At 42.4% G+C, this 22222-nt stretch carries 18 protein-coding genes and 1 pseudogene; 7 read left to right on the top strand and 12 right to left on the bottom strand.

The genetic code is table 11. The features are described from left to right. Nucleotides 1-102 precede the first annotated feature (102 nt). Nucleotides 103-1626, bottom strand: coding sequence for a DNA repair protein RadA (gene radA / locus V7K85_RS08010; protein ID WP_334812510.1), 1524 nt, complete (start codon nucleotides 1624-1626; stop codon nucleotides 103-105). A 170-nt stretch (nucleotides 1627-1796) separates the two neighbouring features. Between radA and rpaB the strand changes: the two genes are divergently transcribed. Both rpaB and V7K85_RS08000 read left to right on the top strand, forming a co-directional pair. Then, a complete protein-coding gene (gene rpaB, locus V7K85_RS08005; protein WP_334693474.1) occupies nucleotides 1797-2525 on the top strand; it encodes a response regulator transcription factor RpaB in 729 nt (242 codons plus the stop codon). Between the two features lie 84 nt (nucleotides 2526-2609). Further along, on the top strand, nucleotides 2610-3248 hold the full coding sequence (locus tag V7K85_RS08000) for a cofactor assembly of complex C subunit B (RefSeq protein ID WP_334812508.1): 639 nt from the start codon (nucleotides 2610-2612) through the stop codon (nucleotides 3246-3248). 19 nt (nucleotides 3249-3267) lie between these two features. Here the strand turns inward: V7K85_RS08000 and V7K85_RS07995 are convergent, their stop codons facing one another. Then, a complete protein-coding gene (locus V7K85_RS07995) occupies nucleotides 3268-4182 on the bottom strand; it encodes a M48 family metallopeptidase (RefSeq protein ID WP_334812506.1) in 915 nt (304 codons plus the stop codon). 598 nt (nucleotides 4183-4780) lie between these two features. On the opposite strand from V7K85_RS07995, the gene V7K85_RS07990 reads away from it, so the two are divergent. Together V7K85_RS07990 and V7K85_RS07985 are read left to right on the top strand one after the other, a co-directional pair. Next, nucleotides 4781-5299: a DUF456 domain-containing protein gene (locus V7K85_RS07990; protein ID WP_334812504.1), complete on the top strand. Its 519-nt coding sequence runs from the start codon at nucleotides 4781-4783 to the stop codon at nucleotides 5297-5299. A gap of 480 nt (nucleotides 5300-5779) precedes the next feature. Then, nucleotides 5780-6442, top strand: a complete 663-nt coding sequence (locus V7K85_RS07985; RefSeq protein WP_334812503.1) for a PEP-CTERM sorting domain-containing protein — start codon at nucleotides 5780-5782, stop codon at nucleotides 6440-6442. 161 nt (nucleotides 6443-6603) lie between these two features. Here V7K85_RS07985 and nblB read toward each other — a convergent pair whose 3' ends face one another. From nblB to V7K85_RS07950, 7 genes are all read right to left on the bottom strand, one after another. Further along, on the bottom strand, nucleotides 6604-7272 hold the full coding sequence (nblB, locus tag V7K85_RS07980) for a phycobilisome degradation protein NblB (protein ID WP_334812501.1): 669 nt from the start codon (nucleotides 7270-7272) through the stop codon (nucleotides 6604-6606). Nucleotides 7273-7385: 113 nt separating this feature from the next. Beyond that, nucleotides 7386-7850 (bottom strand): CBS domain-containing protein, encoded by a 465-nt coding sequence (locus V7K85_RS07975; protein ID WP_334688975.1) that lies wholly within the window; start codon nucleotides 7848-7850, stop codon nucleotides 7386-7388. A 189-nt stretch (nucleotides 7851-8039) separates the two neighbouring features. Further along, nucleotides 8040-8456 carry an 8-oxo-dGTP diphosphatase MutT gene (gene mutT / locus V7K85_RS07970; RefSeq protein WP_334812499.1) on the bottom strand — a complete coding sequence of 139 codons (417 nt, stop codon included), beginning with the start codon at nucleotides 8454-8456 and terminating at the stop codon, nucleotides 8040-8042. Between the two features lie 451 nt (nucleotides 8457-8907). Then, nucleotides 8908-9252: a DUF760 domain-containing protein gene (locus tag V7K85_RS07965; protein WP_334812497.1), complete on the bottom strand. Its 345-nt coding sequence runs from the start codon at nucleotides 9250-9252 to the stop codon at nucleotides 8908-8910. 231 nt (nucleotides 9253-9483) lie between these two features. Then, entirely contained in the window at nucleotides 9484-10440 is a 957-nt protein-coding gene (locus V7K85_RS07960) for an RNA polymerase sigma factor, RpoD/SigA family (protein ID WP_334812495.1), read from the bottom strand. Between the two features lie 613 nt (nucleotides 10441-11053). Beyond that, nucleotides 11054-14320, bottom strand: coding sequence for a carbamoyl-phosphate synthase large subunit (gene carB / locus V7K85_RS07955; protein ID WP_334812493.1), 3267 nt, complete (start codon nucleotides 14318-14320; stop codon nucleotides 11054-11056). 583 nt (nucleotides 14321-14903) lie between these two features. Next, on the bottom strand, nucleotides 14904-15458 hold the full coding sequence (locus tag V7K85_RS07950; RefSeq protein ID WP_273766675.1) for a Dps family protein: 555 nt from the start codon (nucleotides 15456-15458) through the stop codon (nucleotides 14904-14906). Nucleotides 15459-15974: 516 nt separating this feature from the next. Here V7K85_RS07950 and V7K85_RS07945 point away from each other — a divergent pair. The 3 genes from V7K85_RS07945 (at nucleotide 15975) to V7K85_RS07935 (ending at nucleotide 17677) form a co-directional block, all read left to right on the top strand. Next, nucleotides 15975-16223 carry an Asr1405/Asl0597 family protein gene (locus V7K85_RS07945; RefSeq protein WP_334812491.1) on the top strand — a complete coding sequence of 83 codons (249 nt, stop codon included), beginning with the start codon at nucleotides 15975-15977 and terminating at the stop codon, nucleotides 16221-16223. Nucleotides 16224-16295: 72 nt separating this feature from the next. Then, nucleotides 16296-16952 carry a (2Fe-2S) ferredoxin domain-containing protein gene (locus V7K85_RS07940; protein ID WP_334812489.1) on the top strand — a complete coding sequence of 219 codons (657 nt, stop codon included), beginning with the start codon at nucleotides 16296-16298 and terminating at the stop codon, nucleotides 16950-16952. Between the two features lie 359 nt (nucleotides 16953-17311). After that, nucleotides 17312-17677 carry a hypothetical protein gene (locus V7K85_RS07935; RefSeq protein ID WP_334812487.1) on the top strand — a complete coding sequence of 122 codons (366 nt, stop codon included), beginning with the start codon at nucleotides 17312-17314 and terminating at the stop codon, nucleotides 17675-17677. 411 nt (nucleotides 17678-18088) lie between these two features. On the opposite strand, the gene V7K85_RS07930 is transcribed toward V7K85_RS07935, so the two are convergent. From V7K85_RS07930 to V7K85_RS07920, 3 genes and pseudogenes are all read right to left on the bottom strand, one after another. After that, nucleotides 18089-19993 (bottom strand): ATP-binding protein, encoded by a 1905-nt coding sequence (locus V7K85_RS07930; RefSeq protein WP_334812485.1) that lies wholly within the window; start codon nucleotides 19991-19993, stop codon nucleotides 18089-18091. Between the two features lie 426 nt (nucleotides 19994-20419). Further along, the gene (locus V7K85_RS07925; protein WP_334812483.1) at nucleotides 20420-20893 is read right to left on the bottom strand and encodes a hypothetical protein; all 474 of its coding nucleotides are present in this window, start codon (nucleotides 20891-20893) and stop codon (nucleotides 20420-20422) included. Between the two features lie 398 nt (nucleotides 20894-21291). Continuing rightward, a pseudogene (locus V7K85_RS07920) lies at nucleotides 21292-22131 on the bottom strand (Rid family detoxifying hydrolase); the annotation flags it as partial. Nucleotides 22132-22222: the final 91 nt, after the last annotated feature.

The raw sequence follows: 22222 nt of genomic DNA, 5'->3' as shown, positions 1-22222 counted from the left end.
AATGGGTTTTCCTTCGGTGTGGTATCAAAGTCTCAGATTTTACCCTAGTGTTTGACTGTTTGAGATCCTCCCAACCCCCTTTAAAAAGGAGGCTATTGGTTATTAATCTTCATCGGGTTCTAAATCGTCGGCTGTCAATTCCTGATGCGGGATGGCAGCGATAATCGCATCTATTACTTTAGATACTGGTAATATCTCAATATTCAGGTCAGGAAATTTTGTCCCTTTTGGCACGATCGCTCGTTTAAATCCCAACTTAGCAGCTTCTTTCAACCGCAGTTCCATTTGGGAAACCGATCGCACTTGTCCGCCTAACCCAACTTCACCGATCAATACTGTACCGGGATCAACTATGCGATCGCGGAAACTGGCAACGATCGCGATCGCTATTCCTAAATCTACTGCTGGTTCTTCCACATTCAACCCACCCGCAGAAGCAACATAGGAATCCAATTTCGACATGGGAATTCCCACTCGTTTTTCTAAGACGGCGAGAATTTGCACCAAGCGGTTGTAATCTACGCCAGTACCAGCACGACGAGGGGAGGGGTAACTGGTAGGACTCACCAAAGCTTGTAATTCCACAACTATCGGGCGAGTGCCTTCGCAAGCAACGACAATGGCAGTACCGGGTGCGGGATCATCACGGTTGCCTAAAAATAACTCTGAGGGGTTGGCAACTTCCCGCAGTCCCTCTGCCACCATTTCAAAGATGCCAATTTCGTGAGTTGCGCCGAAGCGGTTTTTTACTGTCCGTAATAACCGATGGGAGGCAAAGCGATCGCCTTCAAAATATAACACCGTATCTACTAAATGTTCTAAGACTTTTGGCCCGGCGATCGCTCCTTCTTTGGTGACGTGTCCCACAATCAGCATGGTGATATCTTCGTGCTTCGCCACCTTCATCAGTGCTGCTGTACATTCCCGTACCTGAGCCACCGAACCTGGTGCAGAAGTCAGCGCCGGAAAGAACACCGTTTGAATACTATCAATCACCGCCACGTTTGGTTTTAGAGAGTCTATTTCCCGTAAAATTTCTTCTAAATCCGTTTCTGGCAGTACATATAAATCTGCACCTATACTATCAGGGTCTATGGGGAGTGTATTATCTACTACTACTGTTGCCTTCTCATTATTCACCACACTTAGGGTTTTTGATACTCCCAAACGAGAAGCTCGTAATTTTACCTGCTGTCCCGATTCTTCACCAGTTACGTAAAGGATACGGTATTTCTGTGCTAATTGATTTGATACTTGCAGCAATAAAGTCGATTTACCAATACCTGGATCGCCACCAATCAGCACCATAGAACCTGGGACAACCCCACCTCCAAGCACGCGATCCAATTCTCCATAACCAGACTCCCAGCGGGCAATTTGGCGATCAGTAATTTGGTCAAATGTTAAGGAGGCTCGCGCTTTAGCTGGTTTAGCGTGAGATTTGCCATTAGTTTGAGTTGATTGCCAACTACTTACTCCCCCCCGACTGGGTACATCTACTGAAGACTGGATAGAAATTTGTTCTTCTAGAGAGTTGTAAGTACCGCAAGCTGGACACTTACCAAACCACTGGGGCGATTCTGCTCCACATTCGTTACAAGTGAAAAAGGTTTTTGGCTTTGCCATTCTTAAATCTTATTAAATAATCTTAATATTTACTTAATTCTTGAAAAAAACTAAAAACCAATAATAGTAGTATTTTGAGCTTTTTCCAAATCAATTGAGGGAATGATATCTTAATATTATGGTATTAAAAATTAATCATGTAAATTTTTAGTCAAGGAGCATTGAGAAACTTGGAAAGCCATAAAGAAAAAATCTTGGTGGTAGACGACGAAGCCAGCATTCGCCGGATTTTGGAAACGCGCCTTTCCATGATTGGCTACGATGTAGTAACGGCTGGCGACGGGGAAGAAGCTTTAGAAACTTTTCGCAAAACTGATCCTGACCTGGTAGTTTTGGATGTAATGATGCCAAAGCTAGACGGCTATGGTGTATGTCAAGAATTACGAAAAGAATCAGATGTCCCCATTATTATGCTAACAGCCTTGGGTGATGTAGCCGATCGGATCACCGGGCTAGAATTGGGTGCTGATGACTATGTAGTTAAACCATTTTCTCCCAAGGAGCTAGAAGCTCGAATTCGCTCGGTGTTGCGGCGGGTAGACAAAAATAGTGGATCTGGTATTCCCAGTTCTGGGGTAATCTATGTCGCTAATATTAAAATCGATACGAATAAGCGACAAGTCTATAAAGGTGATGAGCGGATTCGATTGACAGGTATGGAGTTCAGCTTATTAGAGTTGGTAGTAAGTCGCTCTGGAGAAGCTTTTTCCCGTTCGGAAATTTTGCAGGAAGTTTGGGGTTACACACCAGAACGTCATGTGGATACCCGCGTAGTGGATGTGCATATATCCCGTTTGCGGGCAAAGTTAGAAGATGATCCTAGCAACCCAGAATTGATTCTCACAGCGCGGGGTACTGGTTATCTTTTCCAGCGGATTATTGAACCAGGGGAGGAGTGAAAATAGTTAGGAGTGAGGAGTTAGAAGTGAGGAGTTAAAAACTTTCTTCAACTCATAACTCATAACTTATAACTTTACCCAAGGATGACTAAACCTGATCCTAATCGAGTTTTGCGGCGTCTACCCATTGTCGTGGGTGGGCTAGGCGCTGTGCTTTTGCTGATTAACCGTTTATTGACGCCGGAACTAACTCAGTCCCAATCGCGTGGTGATGTGGTGGGCGTGATTTTGAGTGCGGTGTTAATTTTGACTGGTTTAATTTGGCAGCAAGTTCAGCCGCGATCGCCTGATACTGTAGAACTAATTGGAGAAGAAGGTTTTGTACTAGCAGCAGATTTACCAGAAGCCGTGAAAACAGAGCTAGCCTGGGCATCTCATTTATTGTTGACTAATACAGTAACGCGATCGCTTGTGGTTTTTTATCAAGGTAAAGTTTTGTTGCGTCGCGGGATTCTGGGTACTAAATCTGAGGTTGTACCAGGAGTAATCTTAAAACAGGTACTCGAAAAACAAAAGCCGATTTATCTAGTTGCGCTAAAAGTATATCCAGGTAAGTTTGAATTTGACTATTTACCAGAAAATACTCAAGGTGTAATTTGTCAACCTATTGGCAACCAAGGCGCTCTAATTTTAGGCGCGAATGCTCCTCGCAGTTACACCAAACAAGATGAAAACTGGATTGAGGGAATTGCTGATAAACTTGCTGTTACTCTTAATACTTAGGTTGTTCGCTAGTTAAAAGTCACCAAGAAGTCAAAAAATTCCACCCTTCCTTTTCTTCCGGTGTAGTTACTTCTTTTTCTTCCGGTTCTTCCGGTGTCTTTAAATTTTTCAGTTGAATTACATTCTCATATTCTCCTGAATCAACCCATTTCAATAACTCGCCAGCTCGCATAACTACCCAGGAAAGCCCAGGTTCTGTATAGCTTAATATTTTGGTGACCTTATCGACAGTATCAAAGCTATTGGATGCAAACTCACGGGCTTGGATCAGGAAATCTTCGATTACAGCATTAGTCAAGTACTCGTCTGGCAAACCTGCGAGTTTCATCAGTGTAGTAGTTGCTACGTCAATATCCTGACAAGCCAGCAAACCAGCCCGATCAGCAGTAAACCTAGCCATCATCCGCCAATTATACAAACCCAGTTCCATTCCACTAGCTACCAAGCCACCTACCCCCAGTGTGGTACTGCTCAACAAATTTTTCAAAGTTGGCATAACAATTGCCATTTGGTGATAAACCATATGCTGACTCTTGATGCGAGCGACTTCGTGTCCGAAAATGTAAAGCAACTCATCTGCGCCAAGCCACTCCATTGCATCTAAATTGATACCGACAAGGGGTTTTTCCACCCCAACAATGTAGGTTTCAATGTGACCTGTGCCTCGAAACAGATACAGTTGCGGAAGTGGAGCAACATCAAGAATTTGGCAGGTTTCTACAAATGTCTGATGCAACTGGGGAAAATTACGCGGTGAAATTCTGATTTCACTACCAAGGCTTTGCAGCCTGAGTAGGCGATCGATGCCGTATTCATTAATTTTTTTGAGTAGCAAAGAGACACCAGGCATGTTTTGCAAAGAAGCCAAGGCTTTGCGATCAAAAGGGTGTTCGTAGGCTGCTGAACTCAATCCAGTTAATAGTTTTCTCGTCATGGGTTTTGAGCTTTATCTTGGAGTGTTTGGGAAGTTCAGTTACTCAGTACGAACGGCTTGTACTTTCACTACGCGTGTGGCTAGGGGTTTGGGTAGTAAACAAACCGCAAGTAAGGCGCTTGCTATTCAGTTTTTTGAACAGTGTAAATTGTATCTGTCCAGCAACTGAATTAGTCCCGATAACCGACAATTGCCAAGATGAGCCAAGAGCAATCTAGAGACAGATTTTAGCAGATTGAACTAGAAAATCATATTTGGTTCCGGTAAAAGTCTAGGCATTTGTCACCATCTAGCCCAGATAGAATATACAGTAGAGGCGCACAGCTAGCTGTCATTAGTGTCAACTTAAGCCGAAGCGAATGGAATTCGCGGCTACATAAACGTAGGCAAAGCCTTCCCGCAGGGTAGTCCGCCTCCGCGGACTAAGGGAAAAACAAGGGGCTTAAGCCCCTTGTTTGAAACCCACCTCCGTGGGTTTTGTTTGTGTAGACGCGGTTTCTAACCGCCTTTTTAGCGTTAAGTTGACACCGATGAGCTAGCTGTGCGCCCCTACTAATGACTAACTGACTCGGAAATTTGAAAATTCACAATTTTATCTATGCAAATTACTTATTGGCTATTAATTGCCGTAATGGTTGTGGGTGTTATCGGTGCCGTAGTTCCAGCCATTCCTGGTAGCAGCTTAATTTTAATTGCAATTATCGTTTGGGGAATCGTTAGTAGTTCCTTTGCAGCTATCAAGATTCCACTAATTGTGACAATTATAGTTTTACTGCTCAGTGTCGGAGTGGATTTTTTAGCTAGCTATGTGGGAGCAAGGCAAGCTGGAGCTAGCAAGTGGGGGCAAATTGGCGCAATTGTCGGTTTAGTCGTGGGATTTTTGGGATTATTGCCAACATTGCCTTTTGGGGGCCCACTGTTAGGAATTTTACTAGGGCCGCTTTTGGGAGCAATTATTGGTGAGTACCTTTACCAACGTGAATTAGGGTTGGCAGTTAAGGCGGGTATAGGAATTGTAGTCGGGTCTTTGGTTGGAAATTTGATTCAAGGTTTGTTAGCGATCGCAGCGGTTGTAGTTTTCGTTGTGACAACTTGGCCACAGGTATTTGGCTCTTAGCATTTGAAAAATGATTTAGGTAAACAAATACAGTGGTTCCTCCCATTTATTCTATGGGAGGAACCGTTTCACTAAATATTAGTAAGTGAAAAGATTATAGATACACTGCATACTCTATTTATCTAAAATATGGCCTGGTAAATTTAAATACTAATAACTACTTCATATATTGATTATACGGGAATTACCTTTCTTAAAGTCAGAGCTATTGCCGACAATTTTAACCTGATGAAATGAAAAATATACAAAGCGCAGATATCTAAATAATTAAAATTTTATGAAGGATAGTAATCTATTGAAGATGTGATGAAGACCACTAAGTAAATCTTGCAGGCTCTAAGTCTATGTGATTTCATGGAAATAAGAAATACATCACGCAAGTTTCGCTTTCACTGACAGTATCTTAAATAGATTACTGATAGTAAAAGTCAAGTAATCAATTTCTATGTTCCAGGTTATTATTAGGACTCTCAAATAATTATGATTAGTTTAAAATCTAAATTACTAAACGCTACTCTGGCTGCTACTTTTGCAGTCCCCTTGGCTACTGCTGGGATTTTTACATCTACTGGTTCAGCTCAAGCTGTAACCCTGAACGGGAGTATTGGTATTAATGGTACATCTCTCGTTCCTAATGATGGAATCAATCCAGCTACTACTAGTATTAAATTTGTTGATGTTGATGGTGTTAGTACTTACGGTGATTTTGCAGCCTTCTCACCTAACTTAAATTCAGGTATTAGCATTAACACTCTAAATTTAACCAAGATAGCTAATCAAGGATCAAACAGAGCTACATACTCTACAGGTATTTACACTCCATTCATTAATTTTGGAGTACGAACCCTGGATAGCACTAATGCCCTTCTTACCTTTGACCTAGATGATTCTGTAGTTACCAGAACTCGGTTCTCGAATACTAACATTAGTGACGTACTACTTGATGGGATTACGGGGAAATTTAATTTCAATGGACAAACTATTGGAACGGGCTTTCTAAACGCTTCTGTTTCTGGGAATTCAAGCACTTACCAGTTAACTCTTGAAGCAGTTAGTGTTCCTGAGCCAACCACAATGCTAGGCTTAGGTTTAGTTGGTGCTGGCATGATTATGTCTCGCCGCCGCAAAAGTGTCGTTCAATAGACTTAATCCTAAATATAAAAAAGTTACTTTTAGCAACTAAAAGTAACTCTAATTTATCTATTCGATCTGGCTGGAATGCAACATTGTACCAACCAGGTCGAGTTTTTTCTACTGTCAGACAAATCTATATTAAAGGTGAATTTTCTTAACCTTAAATGGACTTAAACTGATTGCAAAGAATTTTTGGCTTCAGTTGCGATCGCTTCTACTTCATCATCAGCCAGAGTTTCTAATATAGATTTGACTTCTGCACTATTACCCAAACGAGCCAAGGCTTGTACCAGTCTGTAACGAATTTGCCAATCTGGATTGGTAGCATAGGGAGCCAAAAGGGAAACTGCTTGTAAATCTCCCAAGTCACCCAAAGAACTAATAGCAGCAGTTTGGACTAATTCGTTTTCTGATGAGAGTGCCTGTTTGAGTAGTTCAAAGGCTCGTGGATCGCCCAACTCTCCTAATGTTGCAATGATACTGAATTGTATTAGCCATTCATCGGTTGTATAGTAAAGCTGTTGCAAGTCTTCAAAAGCTTCATGTAATTTAAGAGCACCCAAACAGTCTGCTGCTGCTGCTTGTACATCTACTTCGGAGTCATGAAGTAAGCGATCGCGCAAGATATCCAAGGATAACTGTAAATCCTGTGTTCCGAGTGTATCCATTTGACTCACCGCTGAGTAACGGACACGGGAATTAGTATCGCCAATAGCACTTTGAATTAATTCAAAGCCAATCGCAGGTTCCAATTGGCGGATTTGATTTACTGCACGTAAGCGATCGCCTAAATCCTCAGAACTCAGCAATTGCTTAACAGACTCCGGATTAATACTCATTTAGTTATCCTTGATTTTCAAAAGTTTAAAAAAAGAGTCAAAAGTCAACACAACAGCCAAGTGTCATAAAACTCTTGACCAATGACCAATGACCAATGACTAATGACTAATGATTAATCTTGACTTGCTGCCATTGCCCGAATAATATCACCACGAGTGAGGATACCAATTACTTGATCTGTGCTGTCAAGTACTGGCAAGCGGTGAACGCTGCGATCGTGCATGATTGTAGCGGCTTCTCTTAAAGTTTTATCAGGGGAAATACTGATCGGGTTTTTACTCATAACCTCCCCAACGGTTTGCCCTAGTGCCTTGTGCAAGTCACGTTCATATGTAGCAGGATTTTTTAAATAGATAACGCTATCAAGAAACATAATGTACGCAGGTGGAGTAACACCAGTTTCTTGCCACATCAAATCGGTTTCCGAGATAATGCCCACCAATTTACCGACATCATCCACAACAGGTAGTCCGCTGAAGTGACGTTCTGCAAGAATTTGGATAGCTTCGTTGAGTGGAGTTTCTGTCCGAACGACAATTGGATCGCGGCTCATCACATCGGCAACGGTTTTAGGCATTTGTTTGCTGACACCTTTAATCTAAGTCCCTGCGCTTATTGTAGAAAATTGCGGCACTCAACCTGATGCAATTAATAGATTGTTACGGGATTAGTCATTAGTCATTGGTCATTAGTCATTAGTCATTGGTCAAAAGTTAAAAACTCTCTCCTTGCTTCCCCTGCTCCCCTTGCTTCCCCTGCTTCTTTCCTAGTCCCCAGTCCCTTTTAAGGCAGCAATAATTTGAGTATTTGCTTTAGGAAAAGTAAACTGCTCCAGTTCTTCTAAGGCTACCCAGCGAATTTCATCCGATTCCAAAGGTTGGGGAACACCTGTAAGATGGCGGCAGTGATGTACTGTCAGGGTAACGCGCAAGTCTGTATAGGTGTGGTCAATAGTGATCAGATGCTCTCCCACTTCAATTACTATTCCCAGTTCTTCGCAAATTTCCCGTTGAATACACTCTTGGATAGTTTCACCAGGCTCAATTTTACCACCAGGAAATTCCCACAAACCACCCATGGCTCCTTCTGGACGACGGCGATCGATTAAAATTTGCTCTTGGTCATTCCAAATTACTGCAACACCAATGATTTTATGGGGTAGGAAAGAACTGGTTTCACTCATAGTTAATTGGTAAAAGGAGAAGATGAGGGAGACTAAGACTAATGATTAATAACAAAACTCGGCAGACTAGTTTTAACTCTGCCGAGTTTAGATTTATTGCGAAGGTCGTCTACCGCTGTTAGTTTATCCACAAATGTGTATTAATCATTTATAAATACGCCTCCAGTTGAATTAATTACCAAATTACGGCAGTTCACAGATAACCAAATCCAAAAACTCCGCATTACTCTGCGCCAACATCTGCGCTCCTACCCTGCGGCAAGGCGAAGCGCCTATGCGTTTAAATTTCAACCTTAATTCGTCACTATTTTGGATATTTTAAAAAAATTTAGCTGATGCATGATTGGCAATTAGCGGCGAAGATTTCGCAGAGGCTTATTTTAAATTCGTATCGCCGTAACTGTAACTTGCTATCAGCCCAACAATATAGAATTGCCCAAATTTTATGTTTCTAGTCAACTTCGCTGTTGTTGGTTTCAGATCCTTGTAGGGCGATTTCAAAATTCATTCTCTGTTCAGCGTTACGCAAGAAATAACCACTAATCATAGCAGAAGCCAGAAGCCGACCCAGACTTTCCCGACTGGTAGTTACGCTGATGCCAAAATGTTCTGAAGGTAGATTACCCAATAGTCCTGTAATATTCCGTTCCATCACCTGAAACACTTCGGCAGATGTGGGTTTGGATAGTTGGGTAACTGTTTCTGGATTCAAGGATTTAACGTACTGCCATAGTAAATCGCTAGTTTCTGATTCGCCATTGAAAAATTCTGAGACACGATTGGATGGGTTATTCATTTTTTAGCTCCTTAACTACCACTGCTAGCTGCGGTGCTTGTGATTTAAATACTAAATGCTTGTTTTGGATTTGACTTAGCTAGCTATTTTGTCTTCCTGTCAACTAATGTAACAGCCTAGCGTAAGAGTAGAAGTAGGTGTAACCGTACCAAAGTCAGCGTAGTTTTCTCACCTCAATCAATAAAGTTAGGAATGAGGAGTTAATTAAAAACTCCTAACTCCTAACTTTCCCTAACTTGCCAAATATTCATCCATGTTGGCTTTAGACTTGCGAAGTTTGGTTAAAGCTTCCCGCTCAATTTGCCGGACTCGTTCCCGGCTGATGTTCAGTATTTCACCAATTCTAGCTAGCGTCAGGGCTTGCCCATCAGTTAAGCCAAAGCGCAGCGTGATCACTTCCTTCTGTTGTGGCGTCAGGTCACCCATCAGGCGATCTAAGTCATAAGATAGGGAAGCTTGCATAACAAACTCTTCCGGAGATGCTCCTGGATCTTCCAGCATTTCTCCGAGTTCGGTGTCGTAATTATCACCCAGCCGCAAATCTAAGGAAAGGGGCAAACGCGCCTTTTCTAGATACTCTCGTACTTGTTTGGGGGTCAATTCTAATTCTTGAGCTAGCTCACCAGCTGTAGGAGCGCGTCCCAATTTTTGAGACAATTGACGCTGTGCTTTTTTAATCTTATTTAACTTTTCGGTTATATGGATAGGTAATCGAATGGTGCGGGCTTTTTCGGCTATAGCACGAGTGATAGCTTGCCGAATCCACCAATAGGCATAGGTAGAAAACCTGTACCCTTTGGTGGGGTCAAACTTTTCCACGCCCCGTTGCATACCAATACTACCTTCTTGGATTAAGTCGAGTAAATCGACGTTGCGCTTTATGTACTTTTTGGCAACGGACACTACCAGCCGCAAATTGGCTTCTACCATCTTGCGCTTGGCAATTTCACCATCAGCGATCGCTTCGTTCAACTGTGCTGGTTCTAGCATTGTCGCTTTAGACCACTCTTCTAGAGTCGGTTGACGACCTAACTGGGTAGCAAGATATTCCCTTGATTCGTGCAAAGCGCAGGAACGTTGCACCTGTTTACCATAGAAAATCTCTTCCTCGTGGCTTAAGAGTGGCACACGGCCAATCTCACGCAGGTAAGTCCGCACGAGGTCTGTGGCTGTCTGAGCGGTCTTCATGGCGCTACTCTTTGGTAATGATGGGTTTGGCGGTAGGGTCATTAAGGGATAGATGCTTTATTAGGGTGCTACCCAGTCAGACTGGGAACCCATGCTATGGTTTGCAATTTACGCGCCCGATAAACACGTAGCGCTCATAATAATCAAATTTAGGCTTCTTAACTGCTAAAAATTACAGTTATTTCCTACTTCTCACAAGTATCTACAGTTAGATAAAAGGTAGCTTCTTAAACATTTTTTTATTGGAGGCTTATTAACAATTGTAACATTTATGAGAATGTTTTGGCTATATGGCGACATTAAATTTCCTGGCTGTTCCAGTTCATGCAATGTCGCCCTTTTCTCAAGGCTGACTAGAAGTCAATTTAAGAAATTATCTAGTTCAAATAATTTTCCTCATATTTGTTAAAGTATCTCAATGAGAAGTATAGTCATTCTCTTATAACAATTGCTTAATTTTTCTTGGGCATTGGGCATGGGGCATGGGGCATGGGGCACTTGTACTGAGCGTAGTCGTTGGCGCAGCCTCTCGTAGAGAAGTATTGGTTATTCCTTTGTCCCCCTTGTCCCCCTCATCTCCCTTGTCCCCCATCTCCCCACCTTCCTCTATTCCCTACTGCCTCAGAATCGTGCAGTAATCTTGGATGGTTTTTACGTCCAAAGTCGTATTTTGTAAAGAACGGATGGCGGCGACAGTAGCTTTGGCGCCGGCAATGGTGGTAATGATGGGAATTTTGTAACCTAAGGCTGTGCGACGGATTAACCTAGCATCAGTCTGGGCCTCTTCCCCTGAAGGTGTGTTGATAATAAGTTGGATTTTCTGATTTTTGATTGCATCTAGGACATGGGGACGACCTTCATGGAGTTTTAACACTAATTCAATATTTAATCCCTGTTCGATAAGAACTTGCCGTGTACCAAAAGTAGCCATCACTTTAAAGCCCAAATCGATAAATTCCTTCACCACAGCACCAGCAGCAGCTTTATCGCGATCGCTCATTGATACAAATACAGTTCCCGTCAGTGGTAAACGCTCCCCAGCACCCATTTCTGCTTTGGCAAAGGCCCGGCCAAAGTCGCTATCAATCCCCATCACCTCACCAGTAGATCGCATTTCTGGGCCCAATATTGTATCAGTTCCTGGGAATTTATTAAAGGGTAATACTGCTTCTTTTACAGCAATATGTGTGGGAATGACTTCCTCGGTGAAATGTAGCTCCTCTAAGGTTTTACCTGACATAATTAAGGATGCTAATTTCGCCAACTGTACGCCCGTTGCTTTAGAAACAAATGGGACTGTGCGCGAGGCGCGGGGGTTGGCTTCCAAAATGTAAACTTGGGGAGAATAACTACTTGCGCCAACAACGGCAAATTGAATGTTCATCAACCCCACGACTGACAGCGCTTGTGCTAGCTGCACTGTCCAAGTGCGAATTTGATTGAGAACTGCTGGTGATAGGGAAATGGAAGGTAAAGAACAAGCGGAATCTCCTGAGTGAATCCCTGCTTGTTCGATGTGTTCCATGATGCCACCAATCACTACTCGTCCTGTATGATCAGCGATCGCATCGACATCTACTTCAATCGCGTTTTCCAAAAACTTATCAATCAAAATCGGATGTTCTGGTTCCACTAGCACCGCAAAGGTCATGTAGCGCTCCAACTCAGCATCGGAATAAACGATTTCCATCGCCCGTCCCCCTAACACATAGCTGGGACGCACCACCACTGGATAGCCAATACGTTTGGCGACAATCAACGCATCTTCGTAACTCCGCGCAATCCCATTAGGCGGTTGGGCAATATTCAACTGTTGAAGAATCTTTTCAAACCGCTCCCGGTTTTCTGCCATGTCGATGGAATCTGGTGATGTACCCCAAATTTTAGTGAGCAGTCCTGAAGTGTCATTGTTAAGAAACTCTTGTAATGGCAGAGCCAACTTCAGCGGTGTTTGTCCGCCAAACTGGATAATTACCCCAACTGGATTTTCAGTTTCGATGATGTTAAGAACATCTTCTTTTGTTAACGGTTCAAAGTAAAGGCGATCGCTGGTATCGTAATCTGTCGAAACCGTCTCTGGGTTAGAGTTGACCATAATCGTCTCATACCCCCCTTCCTTCAAAGCATAGGCGGCGTGACAACAACAATAATCAAACTCAATTCCCTGCCCAATGCGGTTGGGGCCACCACCCAAAATCAATACTTTTGGCTTAGTTGCTGGCAAGACCTCTGTTTCTTCTTCGTAGGTAGAATAGTAGTAGGGGGTAAACGCTTCAAACTCAGCAGCGCAGGTATCCACTGTTTTGTAAACTGGGATAATCCCTAGTTGTTTACGGTAGGCGCGAACTTCATCTTCTGTGGTTTTGGTGGCATAGGCTATTTGGCGATCGCTATATCCGTCCCGCTTCACTTCATAAAGTTGCTCTTTTGTCAATTGCTGCAAAGGTGTCCGCTTCAGGAATTTCTCCACATCTAGCAGTTGCTGGAATTTATCTAAAAACCATCGGTCAATACCAGTGAGTTCGTAGATTTCCTCAATAGTCATCCCTTGTTGCAAGGCATGACGCACAGCGAAAATGCGATCGGGGTTAGGTGTCCGCAATTGGGCGCGAATTTGTTCACCACTAGGTAATTTCTCGGCTTTGTCGCAACCCCAACCAGCACGTCCTGTTTCTAGCGATCGCAGCGCCTTTTGGAAAGATTCGTTGAACGTCCGCCCAATTGCCATTGCTTCCCCGACAGACTTCATTTGAGTTGTCAGCACTGGGTCGGAGCCGGGGAACTTTTCAAAGGCGAAGCGGGGGATTTTTGTCACCACATAGTCAATTGTCGGCTCAAAGGATGCGGGAGTTTTCTTGGTGATGTCATTTTTAATTTCATCCAGGGTGTAGCCCACAGCCAATTTTGCTGCCATTTTGGCGATCGGGAAACCAGTGGCTTTGGAAGATAAAGCCGAACTGCGGGAAACGCGGGGGTTCATCTCAATTACAACCACATCCCCAGTAACCGGATTGACAGCAAATTGAATATTAGAGCCGCCAGTTTCCACACCGATCTCGCGGATGATTTTAATTGCCATATCCCGCAGCCTTTGATATTCTTTATCAGTGAGGGTTTGCGCGGGAGCGACGGTAATCGAGTCCCCGGTGTGGATGCCCATAGGGTCAAGGTTTTCGATGGAGCAGATAATCACCACGTTATCTGCCAAATCACGCATCACTTCGAGTTCGTATTCTTTCCAGCCGAGTAAAGACTGGTCAATGAGAATTTGGGAGACGGGACTGGCATCTATACCTACCTGTGCCATTTCTTCAAATTCTTCTTGGTTGTAGGCAATGCCACCGCCACTTCCACCCATTGTGAAGGCAGGACGAATAATTAGGGGATAAGTACCAATTTGGCGGGCAACAGCTTTGGCTTCTTCCAAAGATTCGGCCGTGCCGCTGGGACACACAGCTATCCCAATCCTTGCCATTGCCTCACCAAAAAGTTTTCGATCTTCGGCTTTTTCGATCGCTGGTAGTTTAGCGCCGATTAACTCAACGCCGTACTTTTCCAACACCCCATTTTTGGCTAAAGCAACGGCGAGGTTGAGGGCGGTTTGTCCTCCCATCGTTGGTAGTAGAGCATCAGGGCGTTCTTTCTCAATGACTTTTTCGACCAATTCCGGAGTCAGCGGCTCAATGTAAGTGCGATCGGCTGTTTCCGGGTCGGTCATAATCGTTGCAGGGTTGGAGTTGACCAAAACCACTTCATAGCCTTCTTCTCGGAGCGCTTTGCAGGCTTGAGTGCCAGAGTAGTCAAACTCACAGGCTTGTCCGATCACAATTGGACCAGAGCCTAACAGGAGAATCTTCCGGAGGTCGTCACGGCGGGGCATAGTCGTTGCCTTGGAATGCGAGAATACAAATCCTGATTATTTTAAGGGTCTTTACCCCCTGTCGTCCTTTTTATTATTAAGTTTTCTAAGTTTGATGACACAGAGGGGACTGGAGGAAATGAGGGAGCAGGGGAGGCAGGGGAGGCAGGGGAGACAGGGGGCAGGAGAAGAATAACAATGCTTTGTGCAATATACCCAACGATTATTTTGTATTTTTAATTTTATTTAATTGTCATGCTTATATTTATTAAGCTTTTTATTTAATTATCATGCTGAAATTTATTAAGCTTTTGGGAATCTTTATTATTTAAACTGATAGAGCTTGGAACAACTGGGGATTTATTGTGGCATATAATATCTGTAAGTTTTTTTAGTACACAATAGATTCCTTAGATAAAAATTTATCTTAACTAGCTAATTGCTAAAGATTTTCAACGTTAAATATTATCAGAATATGTTTACTTAGATTAAAAATGGCAGAGAGATAAGGATACCATTCTCTGCCATTTTTTATAATTTTTTAAGAGTTAGTGCTGCCAACTTTTTTTTCAGTCTAGGTAGACAAATCTAGATTATGAGAGTTTTAGCTTTGAGCAGCTTGGACAAATCCTAAGGTTAAGCTGTCTTTGGCGAGGAAGTGAGACAAATGATAAGCACGTTCCTCAGTTTTTAACAAAATCTTTTCGTACAGATAGCGTGTACCCCGATCGCCTAAACTCTCTGCCTGAGCAGCTTGACGGCGAATTACACCCAGAATGGCTTGTTCTGCGGCTAAGTCATTTTCCACCATTTGGCGAGAGGAATATACGCCTTCAGATTCTTGCTCAAAACAGGTTAATTCTGCTAATTTGCTGAAGGTCGCTACTGGCACACCACCTAGTCCATCCAAGCGTTCTCCAATTTCATGGATGTGATCTTGTACTTGGTTGTAGCTTTCGTTAAAAAACTCATGCAGAGAGTAAAATTCTGAGCCTTCAACTACAAAATGATGCTTTTGGTACTGCAAGTACAGTGCCTGGAAACTAGCTAATACAACGTTGAACCCTTCTGTAACTGGAGCAGTTACGCTGTGATCCAGCAACACGGGATTGTCATATACATGACCAAAGTTCCGTAACAAAGTTTGCGTTTCAGACATTGTTCTCCTCGCTCTTTAGCAGATATAGATTTTAACTGCTTATTGTTTACATATTAACATTTTAATAATAAGAGTAAGCCAATTCGCCATCACAAGATTTTGTATTTTTGCTTACTAAAAGTCTCAAGTTTATTATTTCCTGGATAATGGTACGCTCATCAAGTTGCATCTATTTATCATTATTGTTGACATAAAGACTTAAGTATGTATACTCCCAAAGAAAAGCAGGGAGAGAAAATTTTACCTTGTCCCTATGTTGCTTGCGCGTCTTTGTCAGGAGAAGTTCTGAACGCCGGAAGTCGGCGCTTAGACTTCTCTGCTTGTCTTTCTAATCTCCGTCATCCCCTTCTGAATATGAAATGACTGCCAAAATTTTATTTTTTTTTTAAATTTAATGAGAATTCTTTGCACTTAAGGTATGCTATTTTAAGAGCTTACACTCCTAAGACTTTTAAAAAGCCGGGAGTGAAATCACTGTAGTTACTGCAAGTTTGTTGCACTTTGAGGGCAATTCTCTTGAAATCATTTAGTTCAGAAATAGAAATAAACCACCTTGTAGAGGTGAATTGGGCAGATCGCTGGCAAGTCTATCAACGCCTAAAGGAGTTAGACATTCCCTGTAGTTGTGCGGCTAACCAGCCATTGAAAGTTGAAATTGGCAATCCGACTGCCGCTGTTCAACTTTGGAGTGTGATATGGCGATTTACAGCCTCCCGTCAAGACCAAATTTGGACTCTTGAGTGCTGCTGGCAAAGTCGCTACTAACAGTTATAATTTGTGGCTGGTGCTGAAAATATCTCACTTAATAGCTTGTACTAGTAAAAATAGGTCAAAACAATGAGTGCATCCCAGACTACAGAAATATCAGAATTTTGCCTTGAAGGCAGGTTTATAAATTTTGTTATTAAAGATGGCTATAAGCTTAAAGGCTTACTGCTAGAGACTCATGAGGGTGAGTCTTACATTAAACTCGCTAAACATTTACGGGCTGCTTTTGACTTGCGGTTAACACCAGGGACTTGGCTGCAAGTTGTTGGTTACAAAAAACATGATTTGAAGAACGGCACAGTTACACTGAAAGCTGAACGTGTGATAGCGGCGCGTTCTGAGATGGAGAGAGTTCACACGACTACTCCAGTACAAGAACCCCCATCTATTGATAATGTCAAGGTAAAACCAGCTAAGACTAAAGCCACGATTTTGGTCTGTCAAAAGTCTGATTGCATGAAACGCGGTGCTAAAGCAGTTTGTCAGGCGTTGGAGGCGGCTTTAAGCGATCGCGGTTTAGAAGACCAAGTTACAATCAAGGGCACTGGTTGTATGAAGAACTGTAAAGCTGGGCCTAACCTAGTTATGCCAGATAAAACGCGCCATAGCCGAATTCAAGCCTCACAAGTCCCCGCACTGATGAATCAGCATCTTGGTGACAAGATTTTGTCGGCACAGCCTGAGAATTTAACAGAAGTGGCGATATTTAATCGTAAGCTTTGCTAAGGTAAATAATAAAATATTGACATTTTAATGAGAAAGTTTAATAATATCTTTTCAAGTGTGTTTCCTTAGTTACTCGGTTGTAAGCTTTGTTGAAAGTTTGCAATAAAATCAAAAAACTGGCTTTAATTAAGGCCAGTTTTTTGAGTTATTCAGTCTCTATTGAGGAATTTTAACTGGCATGCTCGCATAATTTGTAAAAATTCAAGGGAACGTGGCTGATTGGTGAGTACGTAGACCCACAGAGGCTTGTCGTTAGACATCGCTTACAGTGGAAGCATCAATCATCAATGACTTAAAAACCAATGCCACATACCCCTCAGTGGATATACATCGTTTTTTTTGCATTTTCCACGATAGTCATGATTTTTCTATTCCGTCATGACTGGAATCGCCTCGCTAAACTCTACCGCACCGAAGAAGCACCGCCACAAAATTTCTTCCGAATGCAAAGCGGTTGTGTGGGGTTGGTAGACTACAAAGGAACTTTAAATGTTGGTATAACTCCTCAAGGGATTTATCTGAGTATTTTCTTCTTGTTTAGCTTTGGACTTACGCCGTTGTTGATTCCCTGGTGTGCAATTAGGAAAATTGAACCTGCTAACCAACTATTTATTAAGCGTTTTTGTTTGTATCTTAGTGCCCCAAAAGTCACGCTGATTTTAAGCAAAGATATTTTGTCACCAGCTAAAGAATTTTTAGCTACACAGGGATTTGAGTGGATTTAGACAAATCCTGTTTTAAAAAGGCTTATACCATTTTGAATTGTGTACTCCTACGGGGATCTTGCGATGCGTAGTGTTTCATTTAGATGCAACATTCTACATGGTAGGGATACAGCTTTGCGTCACCGATAGCGTAGCGTTAGTGACGCAGGAGCCTCACAGCCCGCCGCAGGCATCGCTTATATTTGACTCAAGCTCCAAGCGCTATATTTATACAGAATTACATTGAGCGATCGCCTACGATTTGTCATGAAAAAGGTAACATCGGTCACAATTATTTTTCAAATTGGTATTAAAACTGCAAAAAAGCATTGATTCCTAAACCGAGAGCCAGTATCGTGCCTCTATGGCAGTTCCACAAGTTGTCCTTGATACAAATATTATCGTTGCTGATCTTGGCTGCTAGGTTGAAAATTACATCACCTCAGTTAAAGAAGACTGCAACAACTGTCGCATGGATGTAGCCTGCACATGGTCAGGGAAGCCAGTTAAAAAGCCATTGAGGTTTTGGATAGCTTCACGAATAGATTCTGAGGAAGCACCCTTTGATAAGGCATAGCGATATAAGAGGTCTGCTTGTTGAGTGTATTGAGCAGCCAAATAGTAAAGGGCTAAATTAAAGGCATTACGCCAGTCTTTAGCATCTTTTTTGCAATCCTCTGTAGCAAGCTTGATCGCAGGTACTAGGCAAGTTCGTGCTTTGTCTGGTTGCTTAAGGGCTAAGTAGACTAAAGCGCGATTATACGCAGCATCTTCAGAGCGTTTTTCCTCATAAGCTTTTAACTCATTTGCTAATTGCTTACCCCAATACTGAACTTCAACAGAATCTCCATCTTTACCAGCCTGAAACATTACTGCTGCATATTGTTGGGCAAAAATGGGTTGATTTTTGAGTGCAGTCAGGAATTCATTAAGAGCTACCAATAAATTCTTTTGCGGTGACTGACATAACTTATGGTACAACACGTTTAATGTGTGACTTTGCCACCTAGTATCGCGCTGTTTGTTATCTTCCTCCAATTGCAAATCGTTCCGCAGGCTGTCATAATATTCTGCCAACTTAGCATGTATGTCAGCCCAACCTTGCGGCGATGAAAGGCGTTTGTGGCATAACATTTGGGTTTTGACGACATCATGATAAACCCAGCCATCGCTACGTTCGTTGACAAAGGATGTTTCTTTCAGCCAAGTAAATAGCTCATCAGCTTCTTCTTCTGTTCTCAACTTGGCTATAACATCCCGGTTTAAGCACCGAGGAATGGCAGCATCAAGCACTACTTGTCGCCGTTTAGGATCGTCAATCCATCTTAAAAAGCTTTTTACAGCGCTGCTACTAGGGTCAATTACCTGGTTGGGGTGATTGGGATGAGCATCTGCTAGCATTTCTATTAGCAGGGGTAAGTTTCCAGAAAGGTTTAAAATCACTTCAATAATGCGATTGTCTGTAATGCCTTTCCGAGTTAGATATTGTTGGGCTTCTTCTTCTGTAAACGGTTCCAGAGGCAAACGAACTATTAATTCCTCGTAGCAGGCCCAGTCATTTTTATCTAATTCTTGCCGACCGGCGATGATTATTAATATATTGGCAGATACTTTACCGTGCTGGTTCTCAAAAATTTCCCGTAGCCAGTTATCTAGGAATTCTCCGGTGCGTTCAGAGGAATCGAAAAACAGGACAACAGCAGTTTTATTAGCAATTTTAGAAATATCTTGCAAAAATAGCGGGGTCAGAACTTTTTCAGGTTCTTTAACTAAATCCACCTCATCTTTATTCGTTATTTTCTTAGCAATATAAGATGCCCATTCTCCAGCTTGGGTAGCTAAAGCATTCTCATCTACAAAGTCAAATACAGCACCGCCAACAGGAACTCGACGCGCCAGACGCACACCAGTTTGTACCATAGTTTTCCCTACAAAAGCGGAAAAGCCTTGAGGAGCATCTGGATCTGTTTCTAATTCTTGGCACTTTTGGCGGTAAACTTTGTAGCGATCGCTAAACTGCGTTAGTTTGTAACCTTGCTGTTCTAACTCCTCAGCTACACGACCCATAACTTCGGGTATAGTTTTTTCAGCTTCATCAATGTAAGCCGAAATCATTTTTGCTTCGTCAGCAATTTTACGAAACTGCCGCAGCAAGGTAGTTTTGCCAACTCCGCCTTGACCACAAACATTGAACAGAAAACGACGGCGATTGTCTTCTAGGGATAATGCTAAATTTTTGCGAAATCGGTTTACTTGGTCTTCACGACCCACAAAATTTGATTGTTGACGTTGCTTAACAATATCTTGTAAACTCTTGGGCTTGTCTTGTGTGTTCATAACAAGATTCAATTTTGAGGCGCTAATTCTTACAACAATAATTACTAAATCAACAAGGTGTATTTCGGAATTTCCCAAACTTTTTGAGGTAATTTTTATGCGTAACCTTGATTTAATCTCAATGTTCACCTTCTGAAGCTCAATGTTCACCTTCTGAGGCTCAATGTTCACCTTCTGAGGCTCAATGTTCACCTTCTGAGGCTCGATGTTCACCTTCTGAGGCTCGATGTTCACCTTCTGAGGCTCGACGTTGACCTTCTAAAGCTCAAAAATGCCTTGGCGACTATAAGTACAGACAAAACCCGCCTGCGCGGGTTTCAAGAATCTTTGGATACAAGACGCGAAAAGGGCATAACATTGTTATGCCCCTACAAATGACGTGTATTTTACCAAATTGATAACTGGTATAATTGGCGGTTTTAAGGTTTAGCTAACTGGGACTTCAGGTTGCTTTTTCTTAGAACGGCGGTAAAATCTGCGTCCCATCTCATCAATAACTGCATCTAAACCTGTGACATCACCGCTAGCTTTGGCATAGCTATAAATTGCTAATGCTGCGGCATAAGCTTCGCTAGCAGCGGCTATACAGGTATCATCTACCAGTTCTTGCAGTTGCGTTAGAGACAAAAGCACCGGATACAAGTCCTCAAATATGCCTAAATCTCGGCGCATTTCTTCCAAGTCAAAAGAACGAGGTAAAAAGTTAGGGTTCTGTGTCGCCACTTCTAAGGCTTTGCTGACAAAAGCTCGACTTTTATCTCCCATCTTCAGCATCGTTCGCCGATCTTCAGGGGTTAAATCAATCAAAAACGGTAACTTTTCTCTAATTGTAGCGATCGCCTGCATGACTGCTTCTTTGTCTGCTGGGGCTAAATTGGCACTGATGCGATTTTCGGGCATTTTTAATACTCCTTTAGGATACTTAGTTTCAGTATTCCCAAAGTTATCGAAGCGATCGCGTTTGTTAACAGGTAATTAACATAGCGACTCATTACTAAGCCTGACGCGCCTTTTGAAACTTTTCTAGTATTTGCGTCACTACAGTTTCGCCATCCAAAAGTTCCCCCGTTCAATTTCAGCAATTGCAACATCAACTTTTTGCCGGGTTTCTTCCACCCATTGGACATACTCGGAATTTAATTTTTCGAGCAGTTGATATGTTACATCAAGTACTTCATCTGCATTCGGAAATTTCCCACTAGCAATTTGGGCTTAGATAAATTTCTCATGTTCCGGTTTGAGTTCAATATTGATGATTTAGCTCTCTGAAATCAGCTTTAGCAATGGTTCTATTTCTTTTAACCACTAATCACAGCGATCGCATCAATTTCTACCAACACATCTTTAGGTAAGCGCGATACCTGAACACAAGCCCGGGCCGGGGCTGTATCTTCAGGAAAATATTTAGCATAAACGGCATTCACCGCCGCAAAATCATTCATGTCAGCTAAAAATACAGTGGTTTTCACCACATCTTGAAAAGTCGCACCAGATGCTGTGAGGATGGCTTCAAGGTTAGCTAATACCTGCTCAGTTTGCTTTTTGACATCATCAGTGTAGACGACATCACCAAGGCGGGGATCGATGGCAATTTGTCCAGCTATGAATACAAATTGACCAGAAGCTGCGATCGCTTGATTATAAGGGCCGACTGGTGCGGGTGCGTTATCAGTATTAATTACTTTACGAGTCATAGATATTACTTTGTTTAACGATGTTTCCTGTTTACCGATTTCCACTTCCGAAGCGATCGGCTTGTAGACTTCTCCATCTGGCATTATCGCACCAGTGAGGTCAGCATCTTTAAAGGTTGCTCCATAGATATTTGCCCCAGTTAAATCTACCTTTTTCAGGTTTGCCTCGTTCAGATTAGCGTTGATCAAATCTACTTTTTGCAGTTCTGCTTTCTCTAAATTTGTCCCTTTAAGGCAGGCTTTTCTGAAATTTACGTCTTTGAGATTTGCTATACCTAGATCAGCCTCAGCCAGATTCATACCTGAAAAATCTTTTTGAGATAAATTAACACCTCCAATCTTGGCCCCATGCAAATTAGCACCTTTGAATATCACACAATTTAAGTTTGCTTGACTCAAATCAGCTTTAAACAAGTTAGCCTCAGTTAAATTTGCACCACTAAGAGCTGATTCGTAAACAAAAGCTTAAGATGCCATTCGCCTGACCATAAGACGAATCAATGAGCCATAAATCATTGCTTCACTTAACTCGCTG

Origin of the sequence: Nostoc sp., assembly GCF_036917615.1 — a bacterium.
In the GTDB taxonomy this organism is placed as follows: Bacteria; Cyanobacteriota; Cyanobacteriia; order Cyanobacteriales; family Nostocaceae; genus Nostoc.
This window is presented reverse-complemented; position numbering and strand designations above follow the sequence as displayed.